Origin of the sequence: Paenibacillus sp. Y412MC10 (assembly GCF_000024685.1) — a bacterium.
GTDB classification, from domain to species: Bacteria; Bacillota; Bacilli; order Paenibacillales; family Paenibacillaceae; genus Paenibacillus_AQ; species Paenibacillus_AQ lautus_A.
Window position 1 is genome coordinate 3,190,254 of record NC_013406.1, and the last position, 19,121, is coordinate 3,209,374.

Annotated in this window: 18 protein-coding genes; 17 read left to right on the forward strand and 1 reads right to left on the reverse strand. The window is 50.0% G+C overall.

Translation table 11 applies throughout. The features are described 5' to 3' along the window. Positions 1 to 6: 6 nt before the first annotated feature. Genes GYMC10_RS32945 through GYMC10_RS13935 form a run of 3 tightly spaced genes read left to right on the forward strand, consistent with a single transcriptional unit; the run spans position 7 to position 1,850 of the window. A complete protein-coding gene (locus tag GYMC10_RS32945; RefSeq protein WP_261979718.1) occupies positions 7 to 129 on the forward strand; it encodes a hypothetical protein in 123 nt (40 codons plus the stop codon). A 30-nt stretch (positions 130 to 159) separates the two neighbouring features. Beyond that, positions 160 to 426: a DUF3502 domain-containing protein gene (locus GYMC10_RS31575; RefSeq protein ID WP_015735053.1), complete on the forward strand. Its 267-nt coding sequence runs from the start codon at positions 160 to 162 to the stop codon at positions 424 to 426. Positions 427 to 479: 53 nt separating this feature from the next. Further along, positions 480 to 1,850, forward strand: coding sequence for a BNR repeat-containing protein (locus tag GYMC10_RS13935; protein WP_015735054.1), 1,371 nt, complete (start codon positions 480 to 482; stop codon positions 1,848 to 1,850). Positions 1,851 to 2,042: 192 nt separating this feature from the next. Here GYMC10_RS13935 and GYMC10_RS32545 read toward each other — a convergent pair whose 3' ends face one another. After that, positions 2,043 to 2,198, reverse strand: coding sequence for a hypothetical protein (locus GYMC10_RS32545; protein WP_187293016.1), 156 nt, complete (start codon positions 2,196 to 2,198; stop codon positions 2,043 to 2,045). Between the two features lie 344 nt (positions 2,199 to 2,542). On the opposite strand from GYMC10_RS32545, the gene GYMC10_RS13945 reads away from it, so the two are divergent. From GYMC10_RS13945 to GYMC10_RS14010, 14 genes are all read left to right on the forward strand, one after another. Next, positions 2,543 to 3,181: a spore coat protein gene (locus GYMC10_RS13945; protein WP_015735056.1), complete on the forward strand. Its 639-nt coding sequence runs from the start codon at positions 2,543 to 2,545 to the stop codon at positions 3,179 to 3,181. 166 nt (positions 3,182 to 3,347) lie between these two features. Beyond that, a complete protein-coding gene (locus tag GYMC10_RS13950) occupies positions 3,348 to 4,970 on the forward strand; it encodes a helix-turn-helix domain-containing protein (protein ID WP_015735057.1) in 1,623 nt (540 codons plus the stop codon). 63 nt (positions 4,971 to 5,033) lie between these two features. Next, a complete protein-coding gene (locus GYMC10_RS13955; protein ID WP_015735058.1) occupies positions 5,034 to 5,993 on the forward strand; it encodes an ABC transporter substrate-binding protein in 960 nt (319 codons plus the stop codon). A gap of 312 nt (positions 5,994 to 6,305) precedes the next feature. Next, complete coding sequence (locus tag GYMC10_RS13960) at positions 6,306 to 7,805, forward strand: malate:quinone oxidoreductase (protein WP_015735059.1); 1,500 nt, start codon at positions 6,306 to 6,308, stop codon at positions 7,803 to 7,805. Positions 7,806 to 7,981: 176 nt separating this feature from the next. Continuing rightward, complete coding sequence (locus GYMC10_RS13965; protein WP_015735060.1) at positions 7,982 to 9,583, forward strand: helix-turn-helix domain-containing protein; 1,602 nt, start codon at positions 7,982 to 7,984, stop codon at positions 9,581 to 9,583. Positions 9,584 to 9,687: 104 nt separating this feature from the next. Next, the gene (locus tag GYMC10_RS13970) at positions 9,688 to 10,701 is read left to right on the forward strand and encodes an ABC transporter substrate-binding protein (protein ID WP_015735061.1); all 1,014 of its coding nucleotides are present in this window, start codon (positions 9,688 to 9,690) and stop codon (positions 10,699 to 10,701) included. Then, entirely contained in the window at positions 10,698 to 11,693 is a 996-nt protein-coding gene (locus tag GYMC10_RS13975; RefSeq protein WP_015735062.1) for a FecCD family ABC transporter permease, read from the forward strand. The genes GYMC10_RS13970 and GYMC10_RS13975 overlap by 4 nt, the downstream gene beginning before the upstream one ends. Continuing rightward, the gene (locus GYMC10_RS13980; RefSeq protein ID WP_015735063.1) at positions 11,690 to 12,733 is read left to right on the forward strand and encodes a FecCD family ABC transporter permease; all 1,044 of its coding nucleotides are present in this window, start codon (positions 11,690 to 11,692) and stop codon (positions 12,731 to 12,733) included. Before GYMC10_RS13975 ends, GYMC10_RS13980 begins: the two co-directional genes overlap by 4 nt. An 18-nt stretch (positions 12,734 to 12,751) precedes the next feature. Further along, complete coding sequence (locus tag GYMC10_RS13985; protein WP_015735064.1) at positions 12,752 to 13,552, forward strand: ABC transporter ATP-binding protein; 801 nt, start codon at positions 12,752 to 12,754, stop codon at positions 13,550 to 13,552. A 119-nt stretch (positions 13,553 to 13,671) separates the two neighbouring features. Then, on the forward strand, positions 13,672 to 14,466 hold the full coding sequence (locus GYMC10_RS13990) for a (2Fe-2S)-binding protein (RefSeq protein WP_186326415.1): 795 nt from the start codon (positions 13,672 to 13,674) through the stop codon (positions 14,464 to 14,466). Positions 14,467 to 14,676: 210 nt separating this feature from the next. Then, positions 14,677 to 15,693 carry a glycosidase gene (locus tag GYMC10_RS13995; protein WP_015735066.1) on the forward strand — a complete coding sequence of 339 codons (1,017 nt, stop codon included), beginning with the start codon at positions 14,677 to 14,679 and terminating at the stop codon, positions 15,691 to 15,693. 296 nt (positions 15,694 to 15,989) lie between these two features. Then, the gene (locus GYMC10_RS14000) at positions 15,990 to 17,285 is read left to right on the forward strand and encodes an extracellular solute-binding protein (protein ID WP_015735067.1); all 1,296 of its coding nucleotides are present in this window, start codon (positions 15,990 to 15,992) and stop codon (positions 17,283 to 17,285) included. 99 nt (positions 17,286 to 17,384) lie between these two features. Continuing rightward, positions 17,385 to 18,257 carry a carbohydrate ABC transporter permease gene (locus GYMC10_RS14005; RefSeq protein ID WP_015735068.1) on the forward strand — a complete coding sequence of 291 codons (873 nt, stop codon included), beginning with the start codon at positions 17,385 to 17,387 and terminating at the stop codon, positions 18,255 to 18,257. Positions 18,258 to 18,273: 16 nt separating this feature from the next. Then, positions 18,274 to 19,104, forward strand: a complete 831-nt coding sequence (locus GYMC10_RS14010; RefSeq protein ID WP_009592052.1) for a carbohydrate ABC transporter permease — start codon at positions 18,274 to 18,276, stop codon at positions 19,102 to 19,104. Positions 19,105 to 19,121 lie beyond the last annotated feature (17 nt).

Genomic DNA, 19,121 nt, shown 5'->3' on the forward strand with positions numbered 1-19,121 from the left:
TATGGCGTGGAAGGGGAGAACTACAATCTGGAGGGGGATTACATCAGCTACGCGGGCATCAAATCGGAGAACAATAAGCCGGGCTGGACGGGATTGTATGACGGCAGCATGAGCCAATTGGAAAAATAACCGGGAGAATGGCAGGCCATCGTTGAGCATTTGCATTCGGAAGGCGCGAAACGGGCCGTAGAGAACGGAGAGAGCCCGCTGGCGGGATTCCGCTTCGATACGGTACCGATAACGGCGGAGCTCGCAGCCATGGAGGCAGTCAGATCGCATTACATCGTACCGCTGTCCGTCGGCATGTCCGAAGGTATCGATGCTGATCTTGCGCTTGCGAGGCAGCAGATGAGCGAAGCTGGATTCCCGAGTTTCATGAAGGAGCTGCAGATTCAGCTGGATGCATTCGCAGCCATGAAACGATAGGGGATAATCACGAAGCAATCAAGTGATCCGACAAGGAAGCGAGGAGGTCTCAAATGACGAATTCCAATATAAACCTTAATGCTGAACCTGAACGCATCGAACGCATCCCTACAACCCTTACCGGTGATGGTGCCTGGTGCTGGTTTGCCGATCCGAGGGCGCTGCGACATGTCAATGCCGCAACGGGCAGCGACAAGACATACATCGGGTACATCGATGTTGCGGGCAGCATCCAGGCGGTTCAATATGATCATGTGACCCAAGAACGCAAGCAAGTGCGGGTGCGGGCGGGTTTCCAGCAGGATGACCATAACAATCCGACGTTTTTGGTACTGCCCGACGGCCGGGTGATGATTTTTTATGCCGAGCACTCGACAACCCCATATTTTTATTATCGCGTCACAGCCCGTCCTGACGATCTAGAAACCTTAGGGCCTGAAAAAATCATCGCTACCACGGGATATGGGAACACCACCTATCCTTCTCCCTTCGTGATGACGGATCAGCCCGGTTATTTCTATCTGCTGTGGCGGGGCATGAATTGGCACCCGACCGTCGCTAGGTACACGCTGCCGGATCCGGATGGCGACGTCACTTGCGACATGGAACCGAAACAGATCGTGGATTCCAGGTGTTCTGAACAAGAAACCGGAAAAAGGCCGTATGCCAAGTACGAAACGAACGGCAAAGACAAAATTATGATGTCGTATACCTATACGCATCCGGACAATATGATTCCGAATTCATTGTACTATTCGTATTTGGACGTGAATACCCTGACGCTGCATGGCGCTGATGGACATCAGCTCGCAGATCTGAACCGCGGGCCGCTGAAGCTGGATAACAAAGAAACCGATCCGGCCCACTTGGTCGATTGCCAGCCGGGCATACGCAACTGGAACTGGGATATAGCCGTCGATAAAGAGGGATACCCGGTGATCTTGTTTGTTAGGATCAATGGGGATAAGGATCGCCACCATTATTGTTACGCTAAGTGGTCCGGCTCGCATTGGCGGATTACACCGTTGGCGGATGGCGGACGATGGTTCCACCAAAATGATCAAAGAGAATTATGCTATTCCGGGGGCATGACGCTGGATCATAACAACCCTTCCACCGTGTACATGTCAATCCCTGTAAAGGGTATATACGGTGAGGTTTTCGAAATTCATCAATGCGTCATAGCGCATGACGGGACGATCGCCGAAATAAACCAAGTCACCGAAAACTCGACTCATAACAACGTTCGACCTTTCGTTGTCCGCCATGCAGCTCTGGGCGAAGCGTATGATTTGATATGGATGCACGGGGATTACTACTATTGGGATCATTCGCAAGGGCGATTGGGTTATACGACGGGGCTGCGAACCTTGTGTGAAATCGTAGCGATTGAAGACGAAGGGAAGACCGATCCTTCGGCATAAGTCATAATATCGGCAACACCGAAAAGCATCTGGGGAGTCGACCGTTTCCCGCTAGGGAGAAACGGTCGATTTATTATTTGAGGTAAGGAATTTTGTGTTAAAGAAACTGCTTCCCGATGAAGGCAGCATGGATAATGGCAAAATAAGACAAGCGCCTAAGGACACTCCATCATAATACATTTAAATGGATCCCTAACCGTCCGTTCTGAAGGATTGCTCTATTCGTTGCCTGCTATAGAAATTACGGTAAAAGGTGCTGATCACGACCAATCCGATGATCAGGATGATCACGATGCTGGCGAAGAAAACCCGCCGATTCCGGTTCAGAGGCTTCAGAAAATCACTCATTCGCCTATATGTAACGAGGTAGGCATCGATCGGTTCGATATATTTGGATAGGACAAAGTAGTCCCCACCCTGAGAACTGTAATCGAATCTGAGAATATGCTTTTGGTCCGGCGACATATGGCTAGGCGTGAAGATTGTCCTGACTTATGTAACCCCGGTTTTCCAGGTTGCCCTGCCGTTCATGCTGCTGTTGACGATATGGATCAGAAATAAGCCGGTTGCCTGAATACTTTTGATTCATGTAATGAACAATAAACCTGGACTGCAAATGCAATCCGTTCGCAGCGCCACCATCGTGGATTTATAGCTGCATAAAAATCGAAAAACCCATAGGAGGTACATGAATGCAATTCGAACAACAGCAAAATCATCAGAACATGGAAACCGGCATGATTCCACCGCAATTGAACCATGGCGGTCATGAAATGTTCGATGTACACGAGGTACTGGCAGGAGCCATCAATACGATGAACACGTATACCATGCTGAGCGGACATGTGCAGGATCCGGAGCTTCGGGATATCTTGCAGCGCCAAAAGCAATTTATGGCGGATGAATATAATATCACCTTAGAATGCTTCAAAACAGGACAAGATCCATCCAAGTCGACGCAAAGCTATAAAATGAAGCAGGGGAACGACTTTATCTACGGCATGAAACCGGGTCAACCGAAAAAACCGATGCAGTCCACTGCCGAGATCAATGATGAAACCATCGCGCTCAGCATGCTGAACGCCGTGAAATCCGGCGCTACCATGAAAACGAATGCAGCGATGGAATCCACGAATCCGGTTGTGCGCCGCGTCCTAGCGGATTCCCTTCCCAACTGCATCGAAATGGCGTATGAAATTTCGCTGTATCAAAACAAGCACGGCTACTATCAAGTGCCGCAGCTGCCTCAGCAAGATATGCAGTATATGCAGAACAGCTACGCCACGGCTCCGATCCAGTCGCAAATGCCCGGCAAAATGGCCCCTCACTAAATCCATAAAAGCGCCAAGTCCACAAGGAAATGGCGCTTTTATTTTTTCTGATTTCATCAGTTATAAGAGAGAATTCAGCTAGAGCTAAACACACTATTTTATTGAGAATGATTATCAATGAGATTATAATAGGTTAAAACAGGAGTTCGTCAGAAGGAGCGCCAGCATGGAAGAAACGCAATATTCGCTGTTGGGAGTACGGTACATAAAGCAAGGTCACGCCGAAGAGCCAGTCGGGGGTTTCATGGAGACGCATACCCTATACCTGATCCATAAAGGCTCCGGCGACTTATATTTGAACGGAGGAAAGCACCGACTGAAGGCGAAGGCTGTCTGTTATTGTCCGCCGGGTTCGATCGTCGACATTCAACGGACGCCGTCTTCCCCGGTGCCGCTGGAGGTTTACGAATTGCGTTATGAAGTATGGGATCTCAAGGAGAGCACCACGTGCAACAGGGTATACATCAAGAATTTGTCTGCACTGATGGACACCGGCAAGCTTCCCTTCGCCGCAACGCACGAAGCTCTTGTCCTGATTCAAGAACTAAGCCAACGAATGCAAGATCAAGCAGGAGGCGGAGGACTTGCAGCTCGTCTTTGCATCGACGCAGTATTCAAACAGTTGTTGAGTGCGCTGCTGCGATCAACGAACGATAAGAATCGGGAAGAGGATTGGCTTGAGCGTATGAGACTTGCAGTTGAATATATGGAGAAGCATTATCACATAGCCTTAACGCGCAACGACATGGCAAAGAGGGCTGGATTTACGCCGGAGCACTTTTCCGTATCGTTCAAAAAAGCAACGGGCTCCGGTTTCACGGAGTATTTAACCCGGCTGCGACTCGAGAAAGCCAGAGAGGCATTGCTTGATGGCGACGATCGCAATCTCGACTGCATTGCACGGGAGGTCGGATACCAAGACGGCATGTATTTAAGCCGGAAATTCAAGCAGCATTTCGGCCACTCTCCACGCGATTATATGCAGCGGCCAAAGCGTATTGTGGCGCTTCAATACCTGGGCCACCTGCTGGCGCTCGGACTTACGCCCGTGGGAACGTCATCGAATCTGCTGCGCGCCCGCCCCTTCAGGGGAATGCTTAAGCATGTAGCGGATATCGGAGATGCCAAATCGCACCGTGCGATTGCCTCCGTGCAGCCTGATCTGATCGTTACGTCCGGACCCAACAGCCAGCCTTTGTCCCGGCTCGCAACAACGATCTCGCTTCCATGGGGGCAGGAAGACTCCTTAGACGAGCTGCTCCGGTTGGGCAGAGCGCTGAATCGCGAGCGGGAGGCGGAGAAGTGGATTACTGCGTTTCGGGCGAAAGAGGAAGCTGCAGCCTCTATGGTCGCCAACAGAATCAGTACTCATAACGCGACGGCAGTTGTACTGGAGTTTTGGCAGGACCGGTTATGGGCGGTCAATATCGCCTATGGCAGAGGCCTTCGCAATTTATACCGGACCTTTTCCTTTCAGCCGCCGGAGCCGCTGACTGATTACGTCCTGGGAGAAGGAATCGGCTTGGAATTAACGCCGGATATGCTTGCCGCGCATGCGGCGGATTATATATTCGTAACCGTGTGGGAAGCGGGTGGAGGTGCAGCATATGCAAAACGGGTTATGAACAGCAAGGAATGGAGGAGCCTGCCCGCCGTTCGCAACGGCAAAGTGTTCTTACTCGATCTGGAGCTGTTTAAGCATAATGATCCGATAGCGTTAGAGCAGCAATTAAGCATCCAAACCGAACTTCTTACAAATGTCCATAGAACCGCAAACGGAGCGCAATAGACGAGCCTTCTCCCTATTAATATAATAATGATAATCATTATCAATAGGTGGAGGGTTTAATGGATGCAGTGGCTTAAAGGTTGGAAACTGGCTCTGATCGGAAGTTTGGTCATCGTATTGGGAGCATGCGGGGATTCTGGACAGCAAAGCGAGAAGGTGGTGAACCAAGCGGGTCAACAAACAGAAGCAACACGCAAATTCGATACGGTTATGGGAGAGATCGAGATTCCTAAGGAACCGAAGCGAATCGTTGCGACGCAATACCTGGGCCATTTGTTGACCTTGGGCGTTAAGCCGGTCGGGGCAGGTACGGCCAGCTTGAATCAATATTTTTTGCAGGACCTGACGGACGGAATCGAGGATATCGGCGATGATCAAGCGGCGCTTGAGAAAATCGTGTCCCTTGATCCCGACCTTATTATTCGGCCTTCGGACAAGAATTATGAACAATTCGTCAAAATCGCACCGACGATTGTCATTCCATGGGGAGCTAAGGATTTGTATGCAGAGCTGCGGGAATTCGGCGATTTTCTCGGGAAATCGGAGGAAGCCGAGGAGGCAATCCGGCATTACGAGGAGAAGCTGGCGGAGGCCAAAACCAAGCTGAACGGCGTGGTCAAGGAAGGAGAAACCGTTGGCGTTTACGAGATTTGGGCGAAAAACTTCTGGGTTGTGGGAGAAAGCTTTGGCCGCGGAACCCGTAATCTCTATTCCGGTCTCGGCTATCAGCCGCCTGAAGCCGTGAAAGGGCAGGTCGTAAACGGAGGCGCCGGTTTGGACATTTCGCTGGAATCGCTGCCGGACATGGCCGCGGATTACATGTTCGTGACCGTCTACGATGCGGACGGGGGCGGGGAACGAGCCAACGAGATATTGGAGAGCGCGCTGTGGAAATCCCTTCCGGCTTACAAAAACAACCGTATCTTCACGCTGGATATCAACCAGTTCTCCGCAGGCGACCTGATCTCGCTTGAAAAGCAATTGGAGATTCAGACGAATCTGCTGCTCGGCAACGTGAAGTAACCGCAACACGGGAAAACCATGTCGAAACCCGCATAAAGTCGCGATCCTCGCGGCTTTTTTTGGTATGACGTTAGCCGGATTATCAGTTGTCGGATATTGTGGAGGATCTTCTCACTTTGTTAACTACTTGAAATCGTTTATAATGATTAGATAATAATAGATATTTTAATCTATCAATATTTATAATAGACTATAATATGGTGATTATTGACACAGAAAAGGTGTGTTTTCAGAAGACGCCTTGCTTTTTATCGACATTTTTAGCAGGGACGCCTACTCTTTTTTCAAATATATGGGATAAGGAAGGGTATAATGAGCAACATGGACAAAAAAACAGACGTAATCTTGATTGGTGCCGGCGTCATGAGCGCGACATTGGGAGCCTTACTGAAGGAGCTAGTGCCCGAATGGGAGATCAAAGTGTTCGAGAAACTCGCAAGCGCGGGGGAAGAAAGCTCCAATGAATGGAATAATGCGGGGACCGGCCATTCCGCACTGTGCGAGCTTAACTATACGTCCGAAAAACCTGACGGATCTATAGACATCAGCAAAGCGATCAACATCAACGAGCAGTTCCAGGTCTCAAGGCAGTTCTGGTCTTATCTGGTAAGCAGCAATCTGATTCGCAATCCGCAGGATTTTATCATGCCTATACCTCATATGAGCTTGGTTCAGGGCGAAAAAGACGTGGCCTTTTTGAAAAAACGTTTTGAAGCGCTGTCAAATCATCCTCTCTTTCAAGGAATGGAATATTCCGAGGATCCCGAGCAGCTGAAGGAATGGATTCCGCTTATTATGGAAGGGCGCACATCAAACGAACCGTTAGCGGCAACCAAAATCGATTCTGGGACGGACATTAACTTTGGCGCTTTAACGCGCATGCTGTTTGAGCATCTGAAGAACAAAGACGTGGAGGTCAACTACAAGCACAGCGTGAAGGATATCAAGCGTACTCCCGATGGCTCGTGGAAAGTAAAAGTGTTGGATATCGATAACGGCAGAACCGAGTTCCATACGGCCAAGTTCGTCTTTATCGGCGGCGGAGGCGGCAGCCTGCATTTATTGCAAAAAACCGGCATTCCCGAATCAAAGCATATCGGAGGGTTCCCGGTAAGCGGACTGTTCATGGTCTGCAAGAATCAAGAAGTCGTTGCGCAGCATCATGCCAAGGTATACGGAAAAGCCAAGGTCGGCGCACCTCCGATGTCGGTGCCCCATCTGGACACAAGATACATCGATAACCAAAAAGCACTGCTCTTCGGTCCGTTTGCCGGCTTTTCGCCGAAGTTCCTAAAAACGGGTTCGAATTTCGATTTGATCGGTTCCGTCAAACCGAATAACGTCTTCACGATGCTGGCGGCAGGGGTTAAAGAAATGGCGTTGACCCGATACCTGATCCAGCAGGTGGTGCTATCGAATGAGAAGCGCATGGAAGAGCTGCGCGAGTTCATCCCGAACGCGAAGAGCGAGGATTGGGAAATCGTCGTGGCGGGCCAACGCGTACAAGTCATTAAGGATACGGCTAACGGAAAGGGCACGCTGCAGTTCGGGACCGAAGTGGTTAGTGCCGCGGATGGTTCGGTCGCAGCCCTGCTCGGTGCTTCGCCCGGGGCTTCGACGGCCGTTCACGTGATGCTTGAGGTATTGCAGAAATGCTTCCCGCAGCAGATGAAGGAATGGGAACCGAAAATCAAGGAAATGATTCCTTCTTACGGGATGTCGCTTTCGAAGAATCCGGCCCTCTTCGAAGAAATTCAAGATACAACTTCAGAAACGCTAGGTTTAAGCTTAAAAGCACTGGTGCATAGTTAATCTCTTTTATGATGGAAAACCAACCCGGTATAGCGGTTGGTTTTTTTTCGTTCCGTGGGCTTGCAGTGAATTCAGCGATGCTTCACTTCAAGGATAAAAACTTGGCATTGATAAGTCATACCTTCACCCATAAAATATAATGAGAATGTTTCTCAATAACAAAGGGGGAAGTTGATATGTTCGAGGAGTTAACGGAAATGCATGGCTATCTGTACAAGCTTGTCCATGCACGGTCTCCGGAAGATACGCCCGGTATGAAAGTTGATAACAACAATCACCTTATGCTTCTTGTGTTCTCTGATAAGCAGAAGATAACAATTGAGCGGAAGCCTTATCATGTCGGCCCTCATAAGGTCATCTTGCTGCCGGCAGGTCTTTGGATTGAGGATAAGTCCGAATCGATGGGCAGTTTGGCATTGGAGTTTGTCATGCTGGAAGAAACGCAAGCTTATCGTTATGCGCCTGTAAGCTTAAGCCGAGTTATCGAGGTTGAGGTGGGTCCTTTCCCGTCGTTGTACCAATCCGTGCTGGATATCAGAACCAAGTGGAGTGGGGAACGTGTGGATCAGCTGAAGGCCCAGCATATGTTTCTAGAGCTGCTGATAATGATCATGGAGAATGCAGCCGAAAAACCTCATACCGAACATGAACGAGTGGTCAAGCAAACCGTTGAATACATTCATCGTCACTATCATCGCAATATCAGCCGAGAGCATTTGGCAGAGCGTGCAGGTCTTAGCAGCGATTATTTCACGAGAATCTTCAAGCGGCAGCTTGGAAAATCGCCGATGTCTTACTTATCGGCGGTCAGGCTGAACCACGCAAAGCAAGAGCTATTATTAACGAAGGACTCGTTTCGGACGATCGCCCAGCGCATCGGTTATGCGGACGAATTTTATTTTAGCCGCAAATTCCGAATGATGACGGGCATGTCGCCGTCCATGTATGTGAAGCAAATGAAAAAGGCGGATAAAATCGTATCCCTTCACCACCATCTGACCGGCCATTTGCTTGCACTTGGAATTGAGCCTTACGCTGCCATCGTCAATTCCTATTATCCGATCGCGTTACATAATACGATTGAAATTGGTCATTTCCGACCTGATCTGGACAAGCTGGCCTCGGCGAACCCCGATGTCATTTTCACATGCGATATCTATGACGAGGAAACCTCTGCCAAGGCAAAAATGTTTGAGCATATCACGCAAACGATAAGCATTCCTTTCTATGACGATTGGCGTACCCAGTTTTGTAAAATAGCCACGGCAACCGGGAAGGACAAGGAGGCGGGGCTATGGCTTGAAAAGTATCAGGCAAAATCCCTGAGTGTTCGCGCAAGCATCAAGCCGTATGTCGATGGAAAAACAGCCCTGATCATCGGTCTCGGCAACGGTATACTCTGTCTGTTTGGTCAGCGCAACGTAGGTGCGGTGGTTTATGACGATTTGGGGCTTAAGCCGCCCTCGGGCTTGGGCTCCATTCCTCTGTACCGCGAGATAGCTTATGAGGACATTTTCGATTACGATCCAGATATCATTTTTTTGACCAGCTTTCGAAATGACGGCTCGCAGCAAACCAAAGCGGCCATCCGGCAGACCTTGAATCAATGGAATCGGGACCCGAGATGGAAGTCGAAAAGGGCGGTGCGGAATCAGGAGGTATACTCACTGTTGGAGAGCCAGCATTTATATACAATGTATACTGCCTATTCGCATGATCTGCTGCTGGACCGTCTGCATGACTTGCTTGTGTCGGATTTGTCCAAAGAGTGGACGTAATTACCTATGTTCATGCCCTAGGCTTTTTTTATAATTAATAATGAGAATCAATATCAATGGTATTGACTTATTAATTCATAGAGATGACGGGGGAGAAGAAACAGATGCAAGTTTGGAAAAAACCGTGGCTGTTTGCCATGTTGCTGGTGATTGTACTCGTAGTATCGGGGTGTGGACAAAATCAGGGAAGTGTATCGAAGGAACCTGCTTCGCAACAAAGCGGATCGCCAACAATAGGCAGCCAGAGCGAAGCGATAACTCCGGCCAACGAATCGGAAGTTCGTACCATAAAACATGAGATGGGCGAGACCAAAATTCAAGGTAACCCGACTCGCATCATCACCTTATATCAAGGAGCGAACGATGCAGCGGTCGCATATGGGGTTAAGCCTGTCGGCATTGTCGAATCCTGGCTACAAAAACCGGTGTATGAATATTTGCGAGATGAGTTAGACGACGTTCCCCAGCTCGGCACGGAGGTTCAGCCAAATCTTGAAGAAATCTACAAGTTGAAGCCAGACGTTATCTTCGCAACGAAAACGAGACATGAAGGCATCTATGATCAGCTCAGCCAGATTGCACCCACGGTCATGATCGGTGAAGTATACGACTGGAAAGCCTCGGTCAATTTGATGGGTGAGGTTCTGAATCGGGAAGATAAGTCCAAAGAACTTATGGCAGAATGGGACTCCAGAGTTGACGACTTTAAACAGAAAATGGGGGATCGCCTCCCCATCGAAGCGACCATCACTAATTTCAGGGCGGATCATGCGAGAATCTTCTACATGGGTTATGCCGGAGGCATTCTGAAAGAACTCGGATTCGCTCGTCCTGAGGGACACGATGCGGAGGTATGGGGCGTTCAGTTGACTTCCAAGGAGAGCATACCCGATATGAATGCTGACGTTATTTTCAATTTCAACTCGGGTGACGATATGGCAGCGGTAGAGAAGTATTACAAAGATTGGACAAGCCATCCCCTCTGGGCAAACCTGGATGCCGTCAAGAACAACCAAGTCTATATGGTTGATGAAGTCTCCTGGAATATGGCCGGAGGCATTCTGTCGGCGCACCTAATGCTCGATAGTCTGTACGATTTGTTTGAGTTGGACAAATGAACAAGCGCAATGCCCTGTTATTGCTCAGCGCATTCATTCTGATGGCCGGCGCGTTCATTGCGAGCCTGCTGCTGGGGCGGACGAATTATTCTTGGGTTACGCTCGTATCTTCGTTTACCCAGTATAATCCGGAACAGGTCGACCATCTCATTATTCGGACTGAGCGTCTGTCCCGGGCAGTCATTGCTTTGTCGGTAGGGGCTGCGGTCTCCTTGGCAGGGGCCATGATGCAAGCATTAACCCGGAATCCGCTTGCCTCCCCGGACGTTTTCGGCATTAACTCAGGCGCGATCCTGCTGGTCGTGCTGGCAACGCTCCTCAATCCAAGCAGCCCGATGCTGCATTTGGCCTTATACGCGGTAGGAGGTGCGACGGTGTCCGCATTCATCGTGTACGGGCTGGGCTCGTTGGGACGCGACGGGCTCACTCCTATTAAGCTAGTTCTAGCCGGTTCAGCGATAACCGCCTTATTCTCGTCCGGTACGCAGGCTATTCTTGTCATGAATGAAAACGGGCTGCAGGATGTGTTGTTTTGGCTGGCAGGTTCCGTGAGCGGCCGCTCGATTGATCAGGTCCTGCCACTGTTCCCGTTTATGGCGGCAGCGGGCGTGGCAGCCCTGTTCATGGGCCGGGCGGTCAACCTGCTTATGACCGGGGAGGACGTTGCGAAAGGACTCGGACAAAACACCGTGCAGGTGAAACTGATGCTCGGCGTCCTGATCGTCGTTCTTGCCGGCGGTTCGGTAGCCATCGTCGGCGCGGTGGGTTTTATCGGCCTGTTCGTTCCGCATTTGGCACGCTCTTTGACAGGACGGGATTACCGTTGGGCTTTGCCCTTCTCTGCCGTATTGGGGGGGCTGCTGTTAATCATCGCGGATATAGCGGCACGGCTGTTGATTATGCCTAATGAAATTCCGATCGGCGTAATGACGGCGGCTATCGGAATTCCGTTTTTCATTCATGTCGCTCGTAAGGGAGGGGCGTGGAAGTGAAACGATATACCCATATTCGAAGTCGAACGGGAAGCATGGACCTACAATTCGAGACAATAAGTTTGATCTGGATACTACTGGGTTTATTGGCCTTTGTCGTGGCCATTGCCATGGGAACAGGGTGGGGAGATACCTACATATCGCCGAATGCCGTCCTTTCAACCTTATTCGGCACGGGATCGGGAGAGCACGATTTTATCCTGCTAACGCTTCGGCTGCCGCGGGTATTGACCGCCTTGTTCGTCGGAGCGGCTCTTGGCGTAGCCGGTGCCATTCTGCAGGGGATCATTCGCAATCCGCTGGCATCGCCGGATATTATAGGCATTACCGGCGGGGCTTCGGTAGCCGCGGTGAGTTTCATTACGTTTGCCGGCGGTGTCGCAAGTATCAAGCTCCTGCCGTTAGCCTCCATTGCAGGAGCGCTTCTGATCTCCTTGCTAGTGTATGGCCTGTCATGGAAAAAGGGAGTTACGCCGATTCGTATGGTGCTGATCGGAATCGGCTTATCCGCTGCCGCTAAAGCGGCAACGACGCTAATGATTGTCATGAGCCCCGCCATATCGGCCGGCAAAGCATATCTTTGGCTTACCGGAAGCGTTTATGGGGCTTCCTGGCAAAACGTATATACGATTGTTCCGGTTGTTGTGCTTGGTACTTTGCTTGCCCTGGCATTCAGCCGAAGCCTGAATGCCCAGGAGCTTGGCGATGATATTGCAAGCAGTCTGGGCGTCAAGGTACAGCGGCATCGATTCCTGCTCATCCTCATTAGCGTAGTTCTGGCGGGGACTGCCGTATCCGTCGCGGGCGCGATCGGTTTTATCGGTTTGATCGCGCCGCATATCGCGCGGCGATTGGTTGGCCGATTGTATGGGGGAATGATGCTGGTGTCCGGTCTGATCGGCGGGCTTCTCGTCTTCATGGCCGATCTGATCGCCCGTACCCTGTTCTATCCGCTGGATATTCCGGCAGGTATCTTCACGGCCGGTATAGGAGCTCCGTTCTTCATCTATTTACTGTTCAGGAACCGCAATCAGATATAGCTAAGGAGGGAAGCCGTTTTGACAACGCTGCAAGTAAAAGAGCTGACCGTAGGGTATGGGCCCAAGACGGTAATCAAGGATATGAACCTGATGATTCCTGAAGGAAAAATAACCGTATTCATTGGTGGAAACGGGTGCGGAAAATCGACTTTACTGCGCACGCTTGCCCGATTGCAGAAGCCTGACACCGGCGCGGTTTTGCTGGATGGCAGGCAAATTGCCCAGATGTCGACCAAAGAGGTGGCCAAGAGCTTGTCCATATTGCCTCAGGGTCCATCGGCGCCGGAAGGCCTTACTGTCCGTCAATTGGTTCGCCAGGGAAGATACCCGCATCAGAGCTGGTTGAAGCAGTGGTCACCAGTTGATGAAGAGATGGTGAACGTTGCATTAAAGTCTACCCGCGTGGAAGCTTTTGCCGATCAGACCGTGGACTCCCTCTCCGGTGGCCAGAGGCAGCGAGCGTGGATTGCCATGACCCTGGCTCAAGGAACCGGTATGCTGCTGCTCGACGAACCGACGACATATCTGGACCTGTCCCATCAGGTAGAGATATTGGATATGCTGTATGAACTGAATGAGCGGGATCAGCGCACCATCGTCATGGTGCTGCATGACCTGAATTTAGCTTGCCGTTATGCACACTACATGGTGGCTGTAAGCGAGGGGAATATTTATGCGTTCGGAGCACCTGAGGAAATCGTGACGCCGGAAACTGTTAAAGACGTCTTCCAATTGGATTGCAAGGTCATACCAGATCCCTTGTTCGGCACGCCGCTGTGTATCCCTAGGGGAAAGGGTAGAATTATCGGGCAGTTTTAAGCGTCCCTGTTTGGATTGTTGTTTGTAGGAAGGTCTTTCATACTTGCTGCATCGGTACGGGTATCCGTTGAAGGTTGAATACGAACAGAGTGAGGACAAACGATATGGAACCAAAGTGCTTGGACGAGTTACAAAAGAAGTTCGGCATTCGGACGGATGCCGTGACGGGCAGTTATTCAATTGAGCTTCGCTTACTGCTGCAAGACGAGGAAGCGAAGCGGTTTCTCGATGAATACAATGTCGTTATTCGTGGGGAGGATCGAGCAGTCGCAGCTGTTTTTTGCGCGGGTTGGCTGAGCAAAATCGCCTTGGCTCTGCAATATGCCATTTCCGTTTGGCAAATCGCACCCGATTTTTCAATACCGAATATGACTCTTCATTGGACGACCAACAACCATAAAATGAGCTATTTCATAGAGATGAGTCATTGGCAGGCTGTATTAGCTCCTGAGAACGAAGTGGATCGACGGGATTGGTTAGAGAGCGTCATGGAGAGATTTTACTTCGCTACAGCAAGACCTCTATTGGAAAGCTTGTCGGCGGCAAGCGGACTCCACATCCAACAGCTCTGGGGGCAATGGCCAACCCGATTCTATCGGGAACATCAGACATGGCTGGAGGAGCAGCACAACGAAGCGATAAAGAACCGTCTTCATGAGGATTATCGATTTTTACGTGAAGAGCTGGACCCCGAGGCAGCTTTTGCTCGGAAGAAAAATCCCTTCGCAGTGAAAATTCGTCCGCTTCCGCCGTTGGTTGACCCCGACTACCGGCCACCGATGAAAACGGCCTGCTGTCTTTATTACCGCACGGAAGGAAGCGATTACTGTTATACCTGCCCGCGTTTGAATGAACAGCAGCGTGAAGTGAAAAGAAAGGAATACATAGCGATGTTACAGGAAAATACGCATTGATGGGGACCATTCGTGCTCTTAATGCGAAAAACATGAGTCCAGCGGTTCAATGTTGAACCGCTTTTTTTTATGCTGCGAAGCATCACAGATAACAATATTTCGGATAATATTGAAAGTTTACAGGATATTATGAATGGACCAAGCCTCTTATAATGAGTTAAAGAAAGCAGCTTGATAACACTTACATAGCAATCACGAGGAGGCTTATCCATGAAAATCACCCGGCATGCGGAAAATCCGATAGTAGTGCCTGGACTCTACGATTGGAGAAAGGTGACGGTATTCAATCCGGCCGTCATTATCGATAACGGAAAATTCTATATGATTGAACGGACGGCAGGATCCCTGACTCCCTGCAAGAACTACCTGGGTTTGCTGGAAAGCACGGACGGCGTGCATTTCACCCATGTGCTGGACGAACCGGTGGTAACGCCGGACCAGCTGGGATTCCCCTATGGCAGCATCCAGGACCCGCGAATCGTCAAGATCGACGACACCTTTTATTTGAACTATGCCTTGCGCCCGTGCGCCATGAACTATTACCCGACTGGAGCCGGCATCCCCGAACGCTCGATTCCCGAATATCCGGACGGCTGGGGCGAAGAGGAAGGCCATTGGCTGACGCGTTCCGGGATCCTGACTTCGAAGGATCTCATTCATTGGGAGTACCTGTGCGATACAACGCCGCTTGATATCAATGATCGCGACAACATTCTGTTCCCGGAGAAAATCAACGGCAAGTATGTGCTGCTTCGCAGACCGGAAGAATATGTAGGGGAGGAATACGGAACCGAAAAAGCGGCCATGTGGATCAGCTACTCCGAAGACTTGGTGCATTGGGACGAGCCGAAGCTGTTGGCAAAAGCCGAGAACAACGATTGGGAGTTTAAAAAAATCGGCGGCTCGACGCCTCCGGTGCGGACGGACAAAGGCTGGCTGGTGCTCTACCACGGCGTAGACCAAGATACGGTGTATCGCGTGGGGGCGTTGCTGCTGGATCTGGAGAATCCCGAGAAAATCATCGCCAGAACCCGCCGGTTCATTATGGAGCCGGAGACGTATTATGAAAAATTCGGCTATCAGATCCCGAACGTCATTTTCCCGACAGGCAATGTGGTCAAGGACGATCTCCTCTATATCTATTACGGCGTAACCGATACGGCAATTGCCCTTGCGACGGTACCGTTGGATGACTTAGTGGATTATATTTTGAACGAACCGCAATAAAGACGCTTCAGAGCGTGGCAAATGACTTAGTTCAATGCCACGCTTTCTGTAGAACCTAAGATGTAAGCGATACCATTAAAATGGAAAAACGCGAATTTAATGTGATGAAAATTAACGCATCCGAGAGAAATATGATGAATAAGAATTCCGTTTTGTCCAAAATGACTTAAAAAAATTAGATGAAATCGATTTTTTAGCGGATATTGAGATCGATAACCCGATTGTATAATTAATATATCTTATATTGTTAAATATAAGAACATGATATGTAACGTATAAAGAGAGGGGTATAACAAATGAAAACGTCTAAGAAGCTTAGAACGATGCTTCTCACCGGAACAGCTGCGCTGCTGCTCATGTCAACCGTCGCTTGCGGCTCCGGGGAGAAAGACGCTGCCGAACCGGAAAAGGTTACCTTGAACATCATGCATCCATGGACATCGCCGAACGTGGATAACGAGGTGTACAAAGAGCGGATCGCCGAGTTCGAAAAACAGCATCCCGACATTATCATCAAGCAGGACGGGGTAGCTGCAACGGAGTATAAAACGAAGCTGCGCACGTTGGCTGCCGCCAACAACCTGTCGGATATCAACGTCGTATGGCCTGGTGCCGACCTGGCTCCTCTGGTAGCCGGGGATCTGCTGATGCCGCTGGATGACCTGATGGATAACTGGAAGGATATTTTGCCGGAGGACGCATTGGCCGGATTTAATCAGAACGGCAGTCAATTCGCCGTGCCGACCAAACAAACCTTCGTGGACATTATTTATTACAATAAAGAGATGTTCGCCGGGGTCGGTTATGACCAATTTCCGGCTACCTACGACGAATTCATCGATGCGGTGAAAAAGCTGAAGGAAGCCGGCATTACGCCGATCTCCTTGGGCAACAAAGAGAAATGGCCGCTTCAATCGTCCTTCTTGTCGATTATCGGGGACCGTTACGTAGGCAGTGACTTCTTGCAGAAAATTTTGAACAAGGAAGCCAAATTTACCGATCCCGAATACGTGAAAGCGATTGCCGTCATCGACGAACTGTCCAAGCTGGGAGCATTCAATACGGATGCCAACAACATGGATTCCGTCCAAGGGCAGGACTATTTCATTCAAGGCAAAGCAGCGATGCATATTTCTTCTTCTACCGTTGACGGAAGAATCCGCATCAACAACGAGGAAGGGGACAAATTCGGCATTGCGCTCTTCCCGAGCGTCCCTGGCGGATCCGGCGATCCGGTGAAAAGCGCGGGCGTCGTTCAGTACGGCATCTCCATTAAAAAAGGATTGAGCGATGAAAAGAAAGCGGCTGCCGAGGAATTCATTAAGTTTTTTGTCAATGAGGACCTGTACAAAGATCTGATCAGTAAAGGCGTTGTCGTACCGGCCAACGTTGAGATTCCTGAAGATGCGAGCCCGTATCTCAAGGAGATGCTGGAGTTGACCAACAAGGGAACGGCACCGGTGTTCGACAGCGTCATTCCGACGCAAGTTACCGACGTCATGCAGAACGGATTGCAGGCTCTGACCATCGGCAGAGGGACGCCGGAGGAGCTCGCCCAAGAGGTTCAGGAAGCTTTCGACAGCATGAAGTAAGTTGCGAATTTCCTTCCTTAAGTCAAGATCATGATGGCACAAAGAAAAACCCGGCAGCGGGTTTTTCTTATTAAAGGCAGAAAGAAAGGAGTTACGCCAATGCATACGCTTAAGCATACGAAATGGGCTATATTCTTGGGCTTGGCGCCAGCACTCATTATCTATATATGTATTGCCATATTTCCCATCGGCTTATCGGTTTATTATTCATTAATGAACTGGGACGGAATCACGCCCATGCGTTTTATCGGGCTGGACAATTTCGTAGATATTTTCAAAGATGATATTTTTTGGCTGTCCGTTAAGAACAACATCATTATCATGTTTACCGGGATAGCGGGTCAGATTCCGCTTGGCCTGCTGCTGGCCCTGCTGCTGAATCGAGGACTCAAGGGCTCCAGCTTCTTCCGGACCATCGGATTCCTGCCGGTCGTCATTTCATCGGTGATGGTATCCCTGATCTGGGGCATGGTGTACAACACGGAATACGGGATGCTGAATAACCTGCTCGGCGTTCTGGGTCTTGAGAGCTGGCAGCAAAATTGGCTGGGGGATCCGTTCTGGTCCATGATCTCCATCAGCATCGCTTATATATGGCAAAACTGCGGCTTATATATGATCATTCTATTGGCCGCGCTGCAGAATATCCCCGATGAAGTCAATGAGGCGGCTGCCCTGGACGGGGCGACCGGACTAAGCCGGATCATGCGGATTACGATCCCGATGATCCGAGGAACATTGCTCGTCTCCGTTGTCTACAGCATAAGCAATTCGTTCCGCGTGTTCGATCTGATCCAGATCATGACGGGCGGCGGACCGGCACATGCGACGGAGGTTATGACCGTCTATATGTACAACAACTCGTTTATGAATATGAGATTCGGCTACGGCAGTGCAGTGTCCGTATTGATTCTGCTGTTTAGCCTTATCGTCATCACGATCGTAAATCGATTGGCGAGAGAAAAAGAATAGAAGGGAGAGGGAGGAGATGTACAGACAAACGAAATGGTTCCATTTATCGGCATACACTTTTTTGGGGATATTCGCTATTATTAATATAATCCCTTTCTTTTGGATGATCGTAGATTCGTTCAAAACCGAGCAGGAATATGCGGCGAACCCGTTCTCCATACCGACCGAGCTGCAATTCTCCAATTACGCGAAGGCATGGGAAGTGGCGAATATGGATACCTACTTCCTTAACAGCATCATCGTAACGGTCGTATCGTTGGTCGTGACGGTCCTTCTTGGATCGCTTGCGGCGTACTTCTTGGCAAGGTTCAATTTTAAGCTGCGCGGTGCAACTTACGCGATATTTCTGCTGGGCATGGTCGTTCCGATTCATGCGACCTTGATTCCGATTTTCTTGATCATGCGGAATCTGCATTTGCTGGATACCCACTTATCGCTGATTCTTCCATACACGGCGTTCCATTTGTCCTTGACGATCTTTATCCTGGAGGGTTTCATGAGAGGGTTTCCGAAGGATTTGGAGGAGTCGGGCGTCATGGACGGCGCGGGCGTATTCAAGATTTTCTGGTCGATCATATTACCGATCACGCGTCCGGCGATTTCAACCGTCGTGATCTTGAACTTTATCTATAATTGGAACGAGTACTTGTTCGCACTCGTCTTGATCAGTTCATCGTCGCTGAAAACATTGCCGCTTGGGCTCGCCAACTTTGTCGGCATTGAGACGGCCAGCCTTACGCTGCAAATGGCTGCGTTGACGATCGCGCTTATACCGATCATTATTTTTTACCTGCTCCTGCAAAAACAGCTCGTTAACGGCATGACGGCAGGCGCAGTTAAAGGTTAATCCGGTTTCAGCTCAAC

What these genes read in the sequence shown, in the direction of transcription:
- GYMC10_RS13935 (WP_015735054.1), top strand. Translation starts at nt 480, where the DNA reads ATGACGAATTCCAATATAAACCTTAATGCTGAACCTGAACGCATCGAA.
- GYMC10_RS32545 (WP_187293016.1), bottom strand. Translation starts at nt 2,198, where the DNA reads ATGAGTGATTTTCTGAAGCCTCTGAACCGGAATCGGCGGGTTTTCTTC.
- GYMC10_RS13945 (WP_015735056.1), top strand. Translation starts at nt 2,543, where the DNA reads ATGCAATTCGAACAACAGCAAAATCATCAGAACATGGAAACCGGCATG.
- GYMC10_RS13950 (WP_015735057.1), top strand. Translation starts at nt 3,348, where the DNA reads ATGGAAGAAACGCAATATTCGCTGTTGGGAGTACGGTACATAAAGCAA.
- GYMC10_RS13955 (WP_015735058.1), top strand. Translation starts at nt 5,034, where the DNA reads ATGCAGTGGCTTAAAGGTTGGAAACTGGCTCTGATCGGAAGTTTGGTC.
- GYMC10_RS13960 (WP_015735059.1), top strand. Translation starts at nt 6,306, where the DNA reads ATGAGCAACATGGACAAAAAAACAGACGTAATCTTGATTGGTGCCGGC.
- GYMC10_RS13965 (WP_015735060.1), top strand. Translation starts at nt 7,982, where the DNA reads ATGTTCGAGGAGTTAACGGAAATGCATGGCTATCTGTACAAGCTTGTC.
- GYMC10_RS13970 (WP_015735061.1), top strand. Translation starts at nt 9,688, where the DNA reads ATGCAAGTTTGGAAAAAACCGTGGCTGTTTGCCATGTTGCTGGTGATT.
- GYMC10_RS13975 (WP_015735062.1), top strand. Translation starts at nt 10,698, where the DNA reads ATGAACAAGCGCAATGCCCTGTTATTGCTCAGCGCATTCATTCTGATG.
- GYMC10_RS13995 (WP_015735066.1), top strand. Translation starts at nt 14,677, where the DNA reads ATGAAAATCACCCGGCATGCGGAAAATCCGATAGTAGTGCCTGGACTC.
- GYMC10_RS14000 (WP_015735067.1), top strand. Translation starts at nt 15,990, where the DNA reads ATGAAAACGTCTAAGAAGCTTAGAACGATGCTTCTCACCGGAACAGCT.
- GYMC10_RS14005 (WP_015735068.1), top strand. Translation starts at nt 17,385, where the DNA reads ATGCATACGCTTAAGCATACGAAATGGGCTATATTCTTGGGCTTGGCG.
- GYMC10_RS14010 (WP_009592052.1), top strand. Translation starts at nt 18,274, where the DNA reads ATGTACAGACAAACGAAATGGTTCCATTTATCGGCATACACTTTTTTG.